Origin of the sequence: Fusobacterium sp. (genome assembly GCF_032477075.1) — a bacterium.
In the GTDB taxonomy this organism is placed as follows: domain Bacteria; phylum Fusobacteriota; class Fusobacteriia; order Fusobacteriales; family Fusobacteriaceae; genus Fusobacterium_A.
This window is the reverse complement of record NZ_JAWDXO010000011.1, coordinates 1-15599: the sequence shown is the minus strand read 5'-3', so window position 1 is coordinate 15599 and position 15599 is coordinate 1. Positions and strand designations below refer to the sequence as shown.

Genomic DNA, 15599 nt, shown 5'->3' with positions numbered 1-15599 from the left:
TTATTGGGAAAAAATCAAGTTTTTTTAAGAGTATATTTTTTCTAAAACGATGTCCTTTTCGACATTTTCTCTGACACTTTTAATTATTGTGATACCTTTTGAAACATCTCCTATTAATATGGCACCTTTTAACTTATTTTCTTCAAAATATAATTTTTTATAAATATTTTTTTTAGTGTCTATATCTTCAACAAATTCTTCACTTTCCTTTCCATTTCCAATCAAACCGATAGAAATAAGTTTAATATTCATTCCATCAAAATTGAGAGGTTGAATTTGCTCTTTATAAACAGCATTACCTCCACTTATATTTAATCCTGCTGTTTTTCCCTGTTCCATAGCTACCTGCCAAAGTCCTATTACTTTTCCTTCATATTCAGCTGCATCTCCACAAGCATAAATATCTTTTTCTGATGTTTCCATTTTCTCATTTACAATTATTCCCCTTCCAGTTTGAATCCCAGTATCTGCAGCAAGTTGTTTATTTGGAAGTATTCCTGCACTTATAACTACTAAATCAGCCATAATATGTTCTCCTTTTTCAAGGACAATAGATGAGACTTTTTCATCTCCTTCTAAATGATCTACAACAATACCTTTATATACTTTTACTCCAGAGCGAATTATAGCTTGTTCCAATATTTTAGACCCTTTTTCATCCAGCTGTTTAGGTAAAATTCTTTGCATCATTTCTATTACAGAGACCTCTAATCCCAATTCTTTTAATCCCCATGCTGCTTCTAACCCAAGAACTCCTCCTCCTATAACAACTGCTCTTTTACATTTTTTTGCATATTCTTTTACATTTTCTATATCTTTCATGCTTCTTATAGTAAAAACACCTTCTAAAGCAGCATTTTTTATAGGTGGTATAAAACATTCTGATCCAGTTGCCAGTATCAGTTTATCATAAGAATATTCCTTACCACTTAATAATACTATCTTTTTATCCTTTAATATTATAGATACTGCTGTATCTCCTGTAATTAACTCTATATTCTTTTCCTTATACCAACTATCTTTTTTTATCTTCAGTTTTTCTTCTGGCATATCCGCATGAAGATGTTCCGTAAGCATAGTTCTATAGTAAGGCATTGTATTTTCTTTACTTATTATTCTTATTTCTGCCACTTTATTTTTACTTCTAACTGCATCTGCCGTTGACACAGCTGCTATTCCGCCACCAACTATAACTATTTTTTCAACTTTATTTGAATCAGAGTTTTCCTTTTTATTTTCTATTTTTTTAAAAGCTTCTCTTCCAGCTCCACATACAGGACACACTTCTGGAGGAGTATCTCCTTCAAACTCTTCTCCACATATTGTACATCTCCATTTTTTTATTCCCATAATTTCCTCCCTTTCCTTCCTACTCAGTATCCTCTCTTTCAATTTTATCATATTAAATCCTTTTTTTCAATTGTATCTATTACAAAAATAGCATTTATACAATATAAAAAGGACAAACTATAGAAAGTTTAATAAAAGTAAAAGTTTTAAAATTCAAAATACTTTTTTAATAAATTTCCTTAGCTGTCCTTTATTCATTTTAAATTATTATTTGTTTCTTTCTCTTTCTTCTTTTTCTCTCTCTGCCTGTGATTTATTTATATAAAAAGGTTCTAATGTATATATATTATCATCTGTATGCACTAAAGCCATTTGAGCTGCTACAGCAGCTCTTGGAATAGAACCTGCTTTAGAAAATATAATATTTTCATTCCCCATAATTTCTTTTATAACTTCTTGATTAACTACAGCTCCATCTCCTATAAATACAACTTTTTTATCTTTTAAATTTTCAAGTATATCTCTCAATTCTCCATCTTTATATTCTTCTTTTCTTATTAATTTTTTATTTTCATACTTATATTGAGAATAATATACTCTCTCTTTTCTTGCATCAATAAGAGGAACTATTAATTCTTCTCTTTCTTCCCCCAATTCTGCCAAGACATCTAATTCATTTATTCCAATAATAGGTTTCTTTAGAGAATAAGCAAGCCCTTTTGCTATTGCCACCCCTATCCTTATTCCTGTGAAAGATCCTGGCCCTATTGTTACAACTATTTTATCCACATCTTTTATCTTATATCCAGATAATTCAAATAAAGAATCTATAGCTTTCATTATTACATTTGAATGATTTACTTTAACATATAAGTTTAATTCTCCTATTATTCCAATTTTATCATCATATAAAGCTACACTTCCTATCTTTGTAGCAGTATCAATTGCTAAAACCAACATACTTCAACATCTCCTTCTCTTTTACAGGATTTCCAATATATCTCAGTTCAACTTCACGAGTTTCATCTTCATGATAGAACAACTTTATTTCAATATACTCTTTGGGAAGCTCACTCTTTATTATATCTGCCCATTCTATTAAAACTATACCTCCACTATTAAGGTAATCTTCATATCCTACTTCATATATTTCTTCTGCTCTACATAAACGATACACATCAAAATGATATAAAGGAAGTCTTCCACTGAAATATTCAAGTACATAGTTAAAAGTTGGACTTTTTATACTTTCCTCTACTCCAAGTTTTTTAGCAAAAGTTTTAGTAAATGTTGTTTTCCCTGTCCCTAGGTCTCCTATGAGGGCTATAGTAGTATTTTCTTCAGCATAATCAGAAAATTTTTCTGATAAAATATCAAGCTCCTTAAAGCTCATTATTTTCTTCATTTTCTCCTCCATCTTTAAATTGTATCTTATTTACAATATTTGTAGTTGACTTTCCCTCTATAAAAGAAAGTATTCTAACTTCTCCACCATGTTTTTCTACAGTTGGAGTTTCAGGAAGAGTATTTTTATCATAATCTCCACCTTTCACATGAATAGATGGTTTTAATTTATCAAGGGTTTCTATTGGTGTTAACTCATCAAATATAACTGTAAAATCAACAGCTTTTAATCCTGAAAGCATTTCAGCTCTATCTATCTCATTATTAATAGGTCTATTAGTTCCCTTTAACTGCTTCACAGAGACATCAGAATTAACAGCTACTATCAATATATCTCCTTGTTTCTTAGCTTCATTCAGATATCTTAAATGTCCTACATGAAGGATATCAAAACATCCATTTGTAAAAACTACTTTTTTACCTTGTAATTTTAATTCTTCTATTAGTTTTGCAGCTGTTTCCTTGCTTAAAATCATTTTACTACCTCCATACTTTTTCTCAGTCTTTCTATAAAATCCAATATAATCTCTGCTGTCATTCCCCAGATTATATCTCCATGAAAATTATAAAAATACACTTCTCTTGGGTTTCCTTGCCAAGGTCCATGATATCTCTTTGGCAGTCCAAATTCCTCTGATGAAAATTGAGGAACATTCTCTATTCCAATTTTTTCAATTCTAGGTTCATTTTTCAAAAAAAACTCTACTGGTGCAAAGATTACCCTTTCTACTTCATCTCTATTATACTTGATATCCTCTCTATTTTCCAGTTTTACAAATCCTATATATACCTCCAGTATCATTCCAGAAGGATTTACAAGTATTCCTAACTTTCCAGCTATTTCTATTTTCTCTCTAGGTATTCCTAATTCCTCTATTGTTTCCCTTACTGCTGTTTCTTCTGAAGTTTTATCTCTTTCATCACATTTTCCACCTGGAAGAGATATTTCTCCTCCCTGCCTTATCTCAACAGCTCTTTTCTCTAAAATTATATATTCCTTTCCATCTAATTCTGTTATGGCAATAAGAACTGCAGAATTTACATATTTATCTTGTCCTATTATTCTTTCTTTAGTATTTTTCAATAATTCTACAATTTTTTCTTTCATATCCTTTAACACCTCAATAAAAATTATACCATTTTCCAAAAAAAGAGCAACTGAATTAGCAAATTTTTTTTGCTCCCAGCTGCTCTTATAAAATTTAGTTTTTTATATCTTATTTAGTTCCAAATATTCTATCTCCACAATCTCCAAGTCCAGGATATATATATCCTTCTTTTGTTAATCCCTGATCAATTTTAGCAGTATAAATAGCCACATCTGGATGTTTATTTAGAAGTTTTGCTATTCCTTCTGGAGCAGCTACCAGACACATAAATATAATATCTTTAACTCCTTCAGCTTTTAAATAATCTATTGCATAAACTGCTGATCCCCCTGTTGCCAGCATCGGATCTACAACAATGACTTTTCTAGAAGTTATATCCATAGGAAGTTTACAGTAGTAATAAACTGGTTCTAATGTTTCTTCGTTTCTATATACTCCAACATGCCCTACCTTTGCAGTTGGAATAAGATCTTGTATTCCATCTACCATTCCCAATCCAGCTCTTAAAATAGGTACAATAGCAAGTCTGTCCTGAAGAGTATATCCTATAGTAGCCATCAAAGGAGTTGTTACTTCTATCTCTTCCAATTTTAGATTCTTTGTCGCTTCATAAGTCATAAGTTTTGCTATTTCATTTAGGTTCTCTCTAAAAGCTTTTGTATCAGTTCCTATATTTCTGAGTATTGTCAGCTTGTGTTGAATTAAAGGATGATTAATTTCTATTACTGCCATGTTTTCCTCCTGTTTTGGTTAATTTTTTTCTCATATATTATACCAAAAAACTTAAAGTTTTTCAAAATTAAATTATGTCATAAAAAAACAGGACTATGAAGTCCTGTTCTAATACTACTATTTATTATTAATATTATATCTTTTGTTGAATTTATCAACTCTACCAGCAGCATCAATAAACTTAGCTTTCCCAGTATAGAATGGGTGGCATTTTGAACAAACAGCTATTTTAAGTTCACTCCCTTTAGCATAAGTTGATCTTGTTTCAAATTTTTCTCCACATGTACATTCAACAGTTATAACATTGTATTGTGGATGAATATTTTTTTTCATTGTTTTTCACCTTCCTAACAAAAATTTTCTTAATATCACAAGAGATTCTATCATAAATATATAACTTTTGCAACTTTTTTTTAAGTGTATTTATTAAAAATTTTCTATCATTAATCTATTTATAAAATATATTTTAATAAATATATTTGTAAAATTTCTTTTTATAAGTTAATATATTCTATATGATTATTTTTTCAGGAGGGATTGTGGGTAAAAAATTTTATGCTTACTTCTTAGAAGATGAAAATATTAAAGGAATGGTTGATAATTGGGATAAATGCAAAAGTCTTGTTCATGGTAAAAAAGCTAGGTACAAGTCTTTTTCAACAGAAAAAGAAGGGAAAGATTGGCTTGAATTAGGGGCTCATTATGAAAAAAAAATAGGTGAACAGTCTCCTAAATTAAAAAAAGAAAAATTAAAAGAATCTCTTGTTAATGGAATATATTTTGATTCTGGAACAGGACGTGGAATTGGGGTTGAAGTGAGAGTTACTGATCTAAATGGAATTTCTCTTTTAGAAAAAAATTCTCTTGGATTTTCTGTTAATTCTTATGGAAATATCCATCTTGGCACTGATAAAACAAATAACTATGGAGAACTTCTTGGATTATACTTAGCTATGGATATAGCTTTTCAAACTGGTGAAAAGAAAATATTTGGTGACAGCAATCTTGTCATTTTCTTTTGGTCTAAAGGCTTATTTAGAAAAGATTCACTAAATAATGATACAATATCTTTAATACTCAAGGTTACAGAAAAAAGAAAAAATTTTGAAAAAACAGGTGGAAAAATTGAATATGTTTCAGGAGATGTAAATCCTGCTGATTTAGGATTCCACAAATAGGAGGAAAATATGGATACTTTTACACTTTTTAGTACTGAACATTTTTGGTTTATAGGAGGAGGATTTCTGGCAGTATTTGCTTTTATTATTATTGCTGCTTTTCTCCCAAAATATAGATTTGCTCAGATTTCTGCTTTAATAATCTTGGTTATAAAAGTTAGTGAGCTAAGTTATAGACATTTTTATTTAGGAGAACCTATAAAAGGTTTGCTTCCACTCCATTTGTGCAATCTTACATTAATATTTGCTATACTTATGATGCTTACTAAATCTTCATCATTATTTCAGGTAACATATTATTGGAGTTTAGGTGCTCTTTTTGCAATCCTTACTCCTGATGTAAAATATTCTTTTCCTCATCCATTGACATTGAGTTTTTATATCACACATTTTTATTTAATCTTTGCTGCTATTTATGGGGTAATTTTCTTTGAATTTAAACCTACTTTCAGAGGATGGGTAGACTCATTCATATTCTTAAATATCCTTGCAGTTATCATTTTCTTTATAAATTCAAATCTTGGAACAAATTATCTTTATGTTAATAGAATTCCAGACTTTTCTTCTCCATTAGATCACTTTGGAAAGTGGCCATACTACATCCCAGTAGTAGAAGGAATATATCTGCTATTGACATATGCAATTTATTTTCCATTTAGAAGAAAAACTTTTAAATACAGTACAAAATATTTTTAAAACAAAAAGAGGGTTGCATCCCTCTTTTTATAATTCTATTATAAGCAATCCTTTTACTTCTTTTAAATTCTCAAAAGTTTTCATATCTGTCCTTATCTTATATGTCACTCTCTCATTAAAGCCTTTATCTAAATATTCTCCATTTAAACTGTCTACTATAGTTTCTACATCACTTATCTTCTCATAAGGAAAATCTATCATGTATGTCTTTCTCTCTACATATTCTACTATTCCAGCCTCTTGTATAGCAAGCTTTGCAGTTTTTGCATAATTTCTTACAAGTCCACCAGCTCCTAGTTTTATTCCACCAAAGTACCTTGTTGCAACTACAACCAAATTTGTAACCTCCATATATGTTATTATATCTCCCATTGGTTTCCCTGCTGTTCCACCAGGTTCTCCATCATCATCAGTTTTAAAATATTCCTGTCCATTATCTATAACTTTATATGCAGTACAATTATGAGTTGCATCTCTGTGTTTATCTTTTATTTGGGTTATAAACTCCTCTGCTTCCTGTTTGCTTCCTATAGGTTTTACATACCCAATAAACTTTGATTTTCTTTCTTCAAATTCTATTGAACACTCTTTTTCTACACTCTTCATTCTTTTCCTGCCTATATCAGTTTTTCCAAAATATAAAGTACTCCCGAATATGCTGGAACTATTATTCTTCCTAATAGACCTGTCATATTTAAAAGAAGTATAATTATTATCCCATATCTGTCCATATAAAAAATTGTGTTTCTCAACTCATTATTTCCTAAAGATGCTAGAACTCTTGAACCATCTAAAGGAGGAATAGGAATAAGATTAAACACTCCAAGAAGTATGTTTAATCTGATCATATAAATTACAGCAGCATAAATATATGGATTGCTTAAATGTGGTGCTGCATATTTAAAAAGAAATAATCCTATTACTGCAAGTATAAAATTTGAAGTTACTCCAGCTATTGCTACTAAAAATTCTCCTAATCTTCCATATTTTAATCTCCAATAATTAATCGGAACTGGCTTTGCCCAACCAAATACAAATGATGAACCAGAAAGTATAAGCAAAATAGGAAACAGTGTTCCTAAAGGGTCCAAATGTTTCAGTGGATTCAAACTTAATCTTCCATAATTTTTTGCTGTGGGATCTCCACATATGTATGCCATCACTCCATGAGCTACTTCATGTACCAAAAGTGATAAAAGAAGTATAGCTATATTTAAAAATATCATTGGATTTGTAAGGATATTTCCTCCTGTTCCAAAAATAAAATATAATACTATAATCACTAAAATAACTTTTGTTACATTGGACATTCCACTATTTAAATATTTTAATTCTTCCAGAAATCTTCTCATCTTTTTTACCTTCCATTTTAAATTTATTATAAAATACTATCCCAAATGCTATAACATAAAAAATTAAAAATAGAGCATTATCTCTGCTGCCATTGTACCTTAAAGTCATATATGGAACTCTAGAAAAAATTTCTACTAATTTCATAAATGTTTCAAATATAATATTTACTATTGGAAAAATAATAAAACCAAGTCCTATATTTTCAAATAAAAGTCCAATAAATGATATTACTATATATAAAGTTCCTATTGGTAAAATAATCAAATTACTAAAAAAGGAAAGAAACTGAATAGTCCCAAACTCCTTAATTAAAATAGGTATAAGAAAAAATTGAATAGTTGTAAGAAGTATCAATTTTTCTATAAATTTAGATTTCCCTCTATATATAACTTTTCTTATTAATGGATATATACATATTATAGCAAATACTGCTAAGTATGATAATATAAATGGTATTTCATTCATTGACAAAGGACTTACAAATACTCCTCCTATAAATGCTGCTGCTAAAGATTTAGCTGCATCTATATTCTCATAGAATATTTTTCCTGTGATAAATGTTAATGCCATTATATAGGCTCTGATTAATGATGGTGAATGTCTCACTCCAAAAAATATATACTCAAGAAACACAGCATAAAAATATATCTGTTCTTCCTTGTAATAGGCATCTTTTTGGAAAAAAAACTGCATATTCCAAGAATAATCCCTATATGTAATCCTGAAAGTGCCATAAGATGTGATACTCCTATATAACTGAAATCTTTCCTCATAGTTCTGGTAAGTTGTTTTCCTTCTCCTAATATAACTGCTCTATATACTCTTTTAAATTCAGAATTCCCATCATTAATAAATTTTTTTACATTATTTTCAAAATAATTTTTTAGCCAGCTTTTTTCTATCTTTTCTTCTGTTATTTTGTTTATATAGAAAAAGTTCATACCCTCTCTATTTTCAATCTTGGCTATTTCAGCTAAAATCATATATTTCCCATTAGATATTTCTGGAATAAATGTATAACTTTTTATTTTAGGATACCTGTTATCTATTTTTATTATCTGTCCCATTCCATTATTAATTTCTACTTTCATTTTAACTATATCTAATCTTTCTAAATCATTAAAATTAATACATAAAAGAACTCTCACAATGAATAAAATTGGTACTATATAAATAAGTTTATCCTTATTTTTAAAAAATATCCATATTCCTCCTATCATCAAAACAGAAAAGAATATTGAGTACCACAAAGAAAATATATTAAAAATAGTTATAATGATAAAAACTTCTAAAGCCAAAATATAAATAAGTTCCAAATTCTGCCTCCGATTTTTGAATATTTCTATTCCTCATACTTATAATAAAATATGAATGATATAACAAATGAAATCGTAGACACAATAGAAGTAAGGTATATACCACTCTTTTCCACTCCTTTAGGAGTTCCTGTTATTGCTGATAAAATATCTCCATTTCCTGAAACTAAAATTATAGGCAAAATAAGTATAGATACTAAAAATGCCATTTTTAAGAAAAACCCTTGTATTCCAAAACAAACTCCCTCTATTCTGTGGCCTGTTTCATCACTTATTTTACTTCCTATCTCACTAAGCATAGCAGGTGGAAAAATAAATCCTGCTCCTGCAATTGGTATTCCTATCAATGCAAATAATATAAAGCCAAATTTTACTGGTATCGCTTTTCCAAGAAAAAATAAAGTTGCTGTAAATATTATCAGCATAACTAAACAACTTAACATAACTTTTCTATATCCATATTTTTTAGAAAGAATATTAGTAGGATAAAAACATAATGCTGACATTCCAAAAAGAAGAGCAGATGCTAATGTTATTGCTCCTTTACCATATCCCATTATATCTTCTACAAAATAATTCATAACAGCTCTAAGATTATTAAATCCTATAAAAAAGAATAAAAGTCCTAAAAGATACAATACAAAAGATTTATTTTTAAACAATATTCTCATTGTATCTTTAAAGCCTGCATCTGAACTTTGTCCTAAAGAATATTTTTTCTCTGGAACTAAGAACACTGTTATAAATCCTCCAATTACCACTATAATACATAGAAAAATAACCATTCCTCTAATCCCAAAAAGAGCATCTCCCTTTCCAATCATTTTTATCAGTATTCCAGGTATTATCATTGCTACTGCAGTATATAAAAGCCTGAATATAGACTGCCATGTAGACAGGTTGAGTCTTTCCTCTTGTGTGTGCCCAATTTCAGGTATAAGAGCATTATAAGGAGCTCCTACCACAGTATAAAATGCAAAGAATAGAGAACCAATTCCAGCAAGATAAATAAAGGCTGCTTTTTCATTTCCCATTGGGGGATAAAAAAATGCTACTGTACATATTGCCAGAGGAATAGTTCCTATTGCTATGAATGGAATCCTTCTTCCCCATTTTGTATTTACTTTATCTGATAAAAATCCAACTACAGGATCTGTTATCATATCTACAAGTCTTGAAATAACAAGTGCAAGTGAAATAAATAATGGAGCCATTACTGGTTTCAGCCCTGAACTTTCAGGTGGAAGATAAAAATATAATATCCATTGTGCAAAAATCTGATCTACAATTGCATAACTAACTCCCAGCCCATAAAATATCTGTATACTTAAAGGTATCCTTTTTCCCATCATTCTCTCCTTTTTATCTAGTTTCTATCATTAATGGTATCTTTGAATCTTCATAATGATTTATCATTTTATATATAAGAGAAGCCCTCTCATTAAATTCTATAAGTTCTTTTATATCATTGGAAAATTTCTTTTTAATGTTTTTCATAGATACAATAATTTTATTATTCTCTTCTTTTTTTAGGAAGTTAAGATATTCCCTTCCTTTATTGTTAAATCCTAGTACTCTTACATAAGGAATTTCTTTTTTTACTTTCTGTGTAAGATTCTTAGTTATTCCAGTTAAAATGTGAATTAATATTCTCTGGGTTCTTCCCTGAGTAAATCTTTTACTTATTATTCCATTATAAAATTCTTTAAACTCACAATTTTTTATAGCCATTTCATAGAGTCTGTTTTCATATCCTTTTTCCATATCCTGAATATTAAATAATATATCTCTATTTCTTATTATTTCATATCTCAATAAGGGATAAAAATTTTTCAGATATATAAGTCTATTATTTTCTCTTTCCTCTTTTAATATTTTAAAACTTTCCTCTGGCACTAAATCGGATATATTTGTATTTTCCTTTAAAAATTTCCTTACAGCGGTTGCACTAGCAAAACCTTCATCTGTATTTTCTTCATAATATCCAGTTTTCTCTCTCTTTATAAGCATAGGAATTATACTGCTATTCCAATATTTTATAGCTTTTATGTATTCCACACCTAAAATATCATTTGAATCAAGAAAAATATTATCTCCTTCAATTATTTTTAAAGTTTTAGAATGAGCTGTTGGATATGAATCTCCATTTGAAAGATTTTCTTTTATTATATTTTTAAATTCTTCAGTTTCTTCCATTTCTGCAATTCTCTTTAACATTTCTATATCTGATTTTTCAGAACCAAATATAATATTATTGCATTTTAATTCATTGAGAATCCCTACTGAGCCTATAGCAAAAATTTCAGCACTCTGACATGAATAGAAAACTGGAAGTTCTACTACCATATCTATTCCATTTTTTAAAGCCATCTCTGCTCTTTTCCATCTATTTACAACAGCTGGCTCTCCTCTTTGAACAAAATCTCCACTCATGACAGCTATCTTTACACTCTCTTTATCTATTTCACATACCTTTTCAAAGTGATATCTATGTCCATTATGAAAAGGGTTATATTCTACAACTAATCCAGATGCTCTCATCACTGCTCCTTTCTTTTTCCTACTTATCATCATATCAGTTGTTTATTAACAAATCAATTAATATTTGTTACTTTACTATTGCTTTTTCAAAATTTTAGTTTATAATTAAGTATACACTGGATATAAGGAGGAAATAACATGCTTTTGGCAATTGATATTGGAAACACTCATATAGTAACAGGTCTGTTAGATGACAGTGGAAATGTTCTTCTTACTTTTAGAGTTGCTTCTAATGATAAATTAACTGAAGATGAATATTTTTCATATTTAAGAAATATTTCAAAATTTAATAAAATAGATATTGAAAAAATCAATGGAATGATAGTTTCATCTGTAGTTCCAAATCTTATTACTATATTTCATTTTCTTGGAAAAAAATATTTTAATATAGAACCTATGATAGTCAATTCAGAATTGAAAAAACCTTTTAGTTTTGCTTCAAATCTTAATCCAACTGGTTTTGGTGCTGACAGAATAATAGATATAGTTCAATCTTTAAGTGACTATCCAGATAAAAATCTTGTTATATTCGATTTTGGAAGTGCCACTACTTATGAAGTGCTTGAAAAAAACATCTATATAGGAGGAGGGATTCTTCCTGGAATAGAAATGTCCATCAATGCACTATTTACAAATACAGCAAAATTACCAAAAGTAAAATTCAGTACTCCTGATTCTGTACTTGGAAAAAATACAATTGAACAGATTCAAGCTGGAATTTTCTATGGTTATGCTGGACAGATAAAACATATAATAAAAAAAATAAAAGAAGTAGTGAAGGATCCATTTATTATTGCAACAGGTGGACTTGGTAAAATTCTTTCTGCTGAAATAGAGGAAATTGATGTTTACTATCCTGATCTGAGTATAAAAGGTCTTCATACTCTCTATAAATATAATCAAACTCATGATTAAATCAAAAAGCCTGACTTATAAGTTTTTATACTTTGTCAGGCTTAATTTTTTAGTTAAGTACTTTTTTATTTTTCTTTACAAAATCTATTATTTTAAAATAATCTTCCATTGTTGCATTAATATATGCCTTCTGTCCTACATAGTTGTCTGGATAAAGTTTTGCTGCTGATTCTTTAAATATCTCTACAACTTCAGCTGGAACTTTTGAAGAAGCTATTTCTTTAGCCAGTTGTTCTTTTGCTGCATTATTTTTTTCTTCAGTTACTGCTGCATTTTTTAATGTTTCTACTTTTACTCTTTCTACAAGTTCATTGTAGTTTGCAATTTCACTTGGAAGAACTTGATACTGCTTCACAAAGTTTGATCCATACATCTGTCTTAGCCTTTGTTTTATTCTTTGAAATTCCACAGAAGGTATTCCAGATTCTTCTCCCATTTTTTCCATCTTTAAATATGATTCAGTCTGCCATCTTTTGAAAGACATTCTGTCACTTCCTTCAAAAGATTGAGATTCTCTAGTTATAGCTTTTTCAATATCTTCTGGTATTTCCTGCTTAGCAGCAGCAAAAACAGAAATATTTAAGGCTATCAATCCTAATATTATTGCTTTTTTCATGCTTTCCTCCTCTAATTTATAGACATTTTCATGTCATATTTTATATTTTTCTTTATATTTTGTAGGACTCATTCCACCAAACTTTAGTTGTATTCTCCATTATTAAATTTTTTATTTTTAAGGATAGACTTTCGTATGTTATCCTTCATTTAATAAGTATATCAGTTCTGCTTTAAAATGTCCAAAGAATATCTCAATTGATACATTATCCCAGTAATTTCTACCTCTCGAAATAGATCTTTCCTTTAACATATTACAATATTTTTTCCTGTATATTAAAAACCTTGATCTGTATGTAATATATATTTTTCTTTCAAAGAAAGTTCAAAAATTTTGTCTAATGTTTTTACAACTGATAACTTCAAACTTCTAGCATATCTTGTATACTCTCTACATATAATAAAACCTTCTGAATAAATTATTTATTTAACTTTTTATATGCATAAGCTTATTCATAAAAAGAAGTAAAAAAGAAAAGTCTCCTATATGAGCAGATAATTTTATAATAAAAATAATAAAAGTCTGCCATTAAAGGCAAAATTTTATTAAATACACTTAACTATATTTTCTAACTATTCAGGAATATTCTCATCTCATATAATATTGTCATAGTCTTAATTCTTTTTCCTAAATCGTTGTTCTTTATTATTTCGATATTTTATAAAGTTGATTTATCAGCTCCATTTACTCCTGCAAAAATAGTATATATCTTCATAATTAATATATTACTTCTTCTATGATCTTTTTTTGCTCTTCCTGTAATAAAAAATTTCTTGCATTAAAATAGAATTCTTTTTCTTCTTTTGTTTTTGCTGATTTTATTAATTCAAAATATTCATCTATATTTACATCTCTTATTTCCATATTCTGACTTCCATAAATATCTTAGTCTTATTATATATAATAACTTTTTTCTTCAAATAAAATCAATGAGTATTTATGTATAAACAAAAAAAGTGCCCACAAAAGTGAGCACTAAAAATTTTTTATTTAATTTTTAGACCAAACTAGAATGTAGTTTTGAATCCTGCAAATACAGTTGGCTGCCATCTCCAGTTAGAAGCAGAACCTTCATCTGTTGAATTCCAGTTTCTGTATTCAGCACCAGCTGCTGCATATACTACAACATTTGGAGTTGCCTGATAGTTTAATTGAACTGTTGGTAATGCATATAGTGAATATGTTTTATCAGCAGACTCTTCATTAGTTGTTATAGAATATTCTTTTTCTTGTGACCAAGAATAAGCATCATATCCACCTTCAAATTTGAAATCTACTGAAACATTTCCATTTGTATATAAATTAGTTGTATTATAGATATATGCTTCCATATCTACTGTAAAGTTTTTATCTTCTTTACTTCCATCTTTTTGTAATAATTCTGATTTAGCCCCATAGAAATGCTGATCAGCATAAAAATTTAATTCAAATGCAAATCCTAATGGTAATTCATAATAAGATGCTATATCAAAACCTAATCTATTATCATAAGCATCATCATTTGAAGATTGCCATACATATTTATATTTAGGAGCTATTACAAAGTATGAAGTTTTAATAAAATCATTTTGGAACATATAATCAGCAAAATCAAATCTTGCTTGATATTCTACTTCTTGCGCTCCTTTTGCATCTTCTCTATCTCTATAATGCACTCTTGAAGTTAAATTAACTTTAGAATCCCCAAGTAATCCATGGTTATAGAAATATCTCAATCTTGTATCTGTTCCATCTCTTCCAGTATCATCATGTGCTGATACACTATTATATTCTCTAATTCTGAATTGTAACTGTTGCTTCTCAGTCATGTTAATTGTTCCACTTAATTGGATTCTTGAATCATTATTTGATGTATTCCAATTTTCTCCCTTAACTTCTTTTTGTCCTTCAGTTTCTCCATACCATCTGTATTGAAGATCCACATTTCCGTTAGGTCTGAATCCTACTTCTTTGTCTCTGTAAACTATAACTTCTTTTTCTATTACTTGTACTGGTGCTTCCTCAACTACAACTGGAGCTGGTACAACTTCTTTTGCAGATGCTGATGCTACTACAAGTAAAGAACCTAATAAAAGTGCTAATTTTCTCATATTTATCTCCCCTTTAAAAATTTTTTTTATACTTCTCCCTATCTTTAAGAAAAAGTATTTCCCATTACCAATGTTATACATTATTTTTCTAGATTTGTAAATACTTTTTTTGAAAATAAATCACAAAATTTTCATATTTCAATCACAATTATATTAATTTAAATATATAAAAACATCCTTAAAAAACAAAAAATAAAGTATAGATACACATCATAAAAGTAAATAATTTTTTATTTGTGTTTTTTTTATGAAGTAGAAAAATAAAATAAAAAAAGCTGAGTAACATTTAAAAAAAATGTTTTACTCAGCTCTCTTTTTTGTATAATATAGTTACCACCCTAATTATACAAAGGAGACAT

Annotated in this window: 19 protein-coding genes; 3 read left to right on the top strand and 16 right to left on the bottom strand. The window is 28.6% G+C overall.

What is annotated here, in order from left to right; translation table 11 throughout:
* Nucleotides 1-24 precede the first annotated feature (24 nt).
* The 7 genes from E6771_RS06295 to rpmE form a co-directional block, all read right to left on the bottom strand.
* The gene (locus E6771_RS06295) at nucleotides 25-1350 is read right to left on the bottom strand and encodes an FAD-dependent oxidoreductase (protein ID WP_316090359.1); all 1326 of its coding nucleotides are present in this window, start codon (nucleotides 1348-1350) and stop codon (nucleotides 25-27) included.
* Nucleotides 1351-1557: 207 nt separating this feature from the next.
* Nucleotides 1558-2250: a tRNA (adenosine(37)-N6)-threonylcarbamoyltransferase complex dimerization subunit type 1 TsaB gene (gene tsaB / locus E6771_RS06290; RefSeq protein WP_316090357.1), complete on the bottom strand. Its 693-nt coding sequence runs from the start codon at nucleotides 2248-2250 to the stop codon at nucleotides 1558-1560.
* A complete protein-coding gene (tsaE, locus tag E6771_RS06285) occupies nucleotides 2231-2695 on the bottom strand; it encodes a tRNA (adenosine(37)-N6)-threonylcarbamoyltransferase complex ATPase subunit type 1 TsaE (RefSeq protein WP_316090356.1) in 465 nt (154 codons plus the stop codon). The genes tsaB and tsaE overlap by 20 nt, the downstream gene beginning before the upstream one ends.
* Nucleotides 2673-3170: a D-glycero-beta-D-manno-heptose 1-phosphate adenylyltransferase gene (gene rfaE2 / locus E6771_RS06280; RefSeq protein ID WP_316090355.1), complete on the bottom strand. Its 498-nt coding sequence runs from the start codon at nucleotides 3168-3170 to the stop codon at nucleotides 2673-2675. The genes tsaE and rfaE2 overlap by 23 nt, the downstream gene beginning before the upstream one ends.
* Entirely contained in the window at nucleotides 3167-3802 is a 636-nt protein-coding gene (locus tag E6771_RS06275) for a CoA pyrophosphatase (protein ID WP_316090354.1), read from the bottom strand. The genes rfaE2 and E6771_RS06275 overlap by 4 nt, the downstream gene beginning before the upstream one ends.
* A 109-nt stretch (nucleotides 3803-3911) precedes the next feature.
* Nucleotides 3912-4535, bottom strand: a complete 624-nt coding sequence (gene upp, locus E6771_RS06270; protein WP_316090353.1) for a uracil phosphoribosyltransferase — start codon at nucleotides 4533-4535, stop codon at nucleotides 3912-3914.
* 117 nt (nucleotides 4536-4652) lie between these two features.
* Entirely contained in the window at nucleotides 4653-4868 is a 216-nt protein-coding gene (gene rpmE / locus E6771_RS06265) for a 50S ribosomal protein L31 (protein WP_316090352.1), read from the bottom strand.
* A gap of 206 nt (nucleotides 4869-5074) precedes the next feature.
* Here rpmE and E6771_RS06260 point away from each other — a divergent pair, with 206 nt between their 5' ends.
* On the top strand, nucleotides 5075-5713 hold the full coding sequence (locus tag E6771_RS06260) for a ribonuclease H family protein (RefSeq protein WP_316090351.1): 639 nt from the start codon (nucleotides 5075-5077) through the stop codon (nucleotides 5711-5713).
* A 9-nt stretch (nucleotides 5714-5722) separates the two neighbouring features.
* Nucleotides 5723-6409: a TIGR02206 family membrane protein gene (locus E6771_RS06255; RefSeq protein WP_316090350.1), complete on the top strand. Its 687-nt coding sequence runs from the start codon at nucleotides 5723-5725 to the stop codon at nucleotides 6407-6409.
* A gap of 27 nt (nucleotides 6410-6436) precedes the next feature.
* On the opposite strand, the gene E6771_RS06250 is transcribed toward E6771_RS06255, so the two are convergent.
* The 6 genes from E6771_RS06250 to E6771_RS06225 are packed head-to-tail and all read right to left on the bottom strand — an operon-like array spanning nucleotide 6437 to nucleotide 11619.
* A complete protein-coding gene (locus E6771_RS06250) occupies nucleotides 6437-7015 on the bottom strand; it encodes a YigZ family protein (RefSeq protein ID WP_316090349.1) in 579 nt (192 codons plus the stop codon).
* A gap of 11 nt (nucleotides 7016-7026) precedes the next feature.
* On the bottom strand, nucleotides 7027-7761 hold the full coding sequence (locus tag E6771_RS06245; RefSeq protein WP_316090348.1) for a site-2 protease family protein: 735 nt from the start codon (nucleotides 7759-7761) through the stop codon (nucleotides 7027-7029).
* Entirely contained in the window at nucleotides 7724-8455 is a 732-nt protein-coding gene (locus E6771_RS06240) for a ComEC/Rec2 family competence protein (protein ID WP_316090347.1), read from the bottom strand. Before E6771_RS06240 ends, E6771_RS06245 begins: the two co-directional genes overlap by 38 nt.
* Nucleotides 8365-9060 carry a ComEC/Rec2 family competence protein gene (locus E6771_RS06235; RefSeq protein ID WP_316090346.1) on the bottom strand — a complete coding sequence of 232 codons (696 nt, stop codon included), beginning with the start codon at nucleotides 9058-9060 and terminating at the stop codon, nucleotides 8365-8367. The genes E6771_RS06240 and E6771_RS06235 overlap by 91 nt, the downstream gene beginning before the upstream one ends.
* A 44-nt stretch (nucleotides 9061-9104) precedes the next feature.
* Nucleotides 9105-10427, bottom strand: coding sequence for an MFS transporter (locus E6771_RS06230; RefSeq protein ID WP_316090345.1), 1323 nt, complete (start codon nucleotides 10425-10427; stop codon nucleotides 9105-9107).
* 13 nt (nucleotides 10428-10440) lie between these two features.
* Complete coding sequence (locus tag E6771_RS06225) at nucleotides 10441-11619, bottom strand: nucleotidyltransferase (RefSeq protein ID WP_316090344.1); 1179 nt, start codon at nucleotides 11617-11619, stop codon at nucleotides 10441-10443.
* A 138-nt stretch (nucleotides 11620-11757) separates the two neighbouring features.
* Between E6771_RS06225 and E6771_RS06220 the strand changes: the two genes are divergently transcribed.
* Entirely contained in the window at nucleotides 11758-12534 is a 777-nt protein-coding gene (locus tag E6771_RS06220) for a type III pantothenate kinase (RefSeq protein ID WP_316090343.1), read from the top strand.
* 49 nt (nucleotides 12535-12583) lie between these two features.
* On the opposite strand, the gene E6771_RS06215 is transcribed toward E6771_RS06220, so the two are convergent.
* The 3 genes from E6771_RS06215 to E6771_RS06205 form a co-directional block, all read right to left on the bottom strand.
* Nucleotides 12584-13150 carry a hypothetical protein gene (locus E6771_RS06215; protein ID WP_316090342.1) on the bottom strand — a complete coding sequence of 189 codons (567 nt, stop codon included), beginning with the start codon at nucleotides 13148-13150 and terminating at the stop codon, nucleotides 12584-12586.
* Nucleotides 13151-13867: 717 nt separating this feature from the next.
* Entirely contained in the window at nucleotides 13868-14014 is a 147-nt protein-coding gene (locus E6771_RS06210; RefSeq protein ID WP_316090341.1) for a hypothetical protein, read from the bottom strand.
* A gap of 143 nt (nucleotides 14015-14157) precedes the next feature.
* On the bottom strand, nucleotides 14158-15240 hold the full coding sequence (locus E6771_RS06205) for a hypothetical protein (RefSeq protein ID WP_316090340.1): 1083 nt from the start codon (nucleotides 15238-15240) through the stop codon (nucleotides 14158-14160).
* Between the last annotated feature and the right edge of the window lie 359 nt (nucleotides 15241-15599).

Coding starts and splice junctions, on each gene's coding strand:
- E6771_RS06295 (WP_316090359.1), bottom strand. CDS start 1,350: ATGGGAATAAAAAAATGGAGATGTACAATATGTGGAGAAGAGTTTGAA.
- tsaB (WP_316090357.1), bottom strand. CDS start 2,250: ATGTTGGTTTTAGCAATTGATACTGCTACAAAGATAGGAAGTGTAGCT.
- tsaE (WP_316090356.1), bottom strand. CDS start 2,695: ATGAAGAAAATAATGAGCTTTAAGGAGCTTGATATTTTATCAGAAAAA.
- rfaE2 (WP_316090355.1), bottom strand. CDS start 3,170: ATGATTTTAAGCAAGGAAACAGCTGCAAAACTAATAGAAGAATTAAAA.
- E6771_RS06275 (WP_316090354.1), bottom strand. CDS start 3,802: ATGAAAGAAAAAATTGTAGAATTATTGAAAAATACTAAAGAAAGAATA.
- upp (WP_316090353.1), bottom strand. CDS start 4,535: ATGGCAGTAATAGAAATTAATCATCCTTTAATTCAACACAAGCTGACA.
- rpmE (WP_316090352.1), bottom strand. CDS start 4,868: ATGAAAAAAAATATTCATCCACAATACAATGTTATAACTGTTGAATGT.
- E6771_RS06255 (WP_316090350.1), top strand. CDS start 5,723: ATGGATACTTTTACACTTTTTAGTACTGAACATTTTTGGTTTATAGGA.
- E6771_RS06250 (WP_316090349.1), bottom strand. CDS start 7,015: ATGAAGAGTGTAGAAAAAGAGTGTTCAATAGAATTTGAAGAAAGAAAA.
- E6771_RS06245 (WP_316090348.1), bottom strand. CDS start 7,761: ATGAGAAGATTTCTGGAAGAATTAAAATATTTAAATAGTGGAATGTCC.
- E6771_RS06240 (WP_316090347.1), bottom strand. CDS start 8,455: ATGCAGTTTTTTTTCCAAAAAGATGCCTATTACAAGGAAGAACAGATA.
- E6771_RS06230 (WP_316090345.1), bottom strand. CDS start 10,427: ATGGGAAAAAGGATACCTTTAAGTATACAGATATTTTATGGGCTGGGA.
- E6771_RS06225 (WP_316090344.1), bottom strand. CDS start 11,619: ATGAGAGCATCTGGATTAGTTGTAGAATATAACCCTTTTCATAATGGA.
- E6771_RS06220 (WP_316090343.1), top strand. CDS start 11,758: ATGCTTTTGGCAATTGATATTGGAAACACTCATATAGTAACAGGTCTG.
- E6771_RS06215 (WP_316090342.1), bottom strand. CDS start 13,150: ATGAAAAAAGCAATAATATTAGGATTGATAGCCTTAAATATTTCTGTT.
- E6771_RS06210 (WP_316090341.1), bottom strand. CDS start 14,014: ATGGAAATAAGAGATGTAAATATAGATGAATATTTTGAATTAATAAAA.
- E6771_RS06205 (WP_316090340.1), bottom strand. CDS start 15,240: ATGAGAAAATTAGCACTTTTATTAGGTTCTTTACTTGTAGTAGCATCA.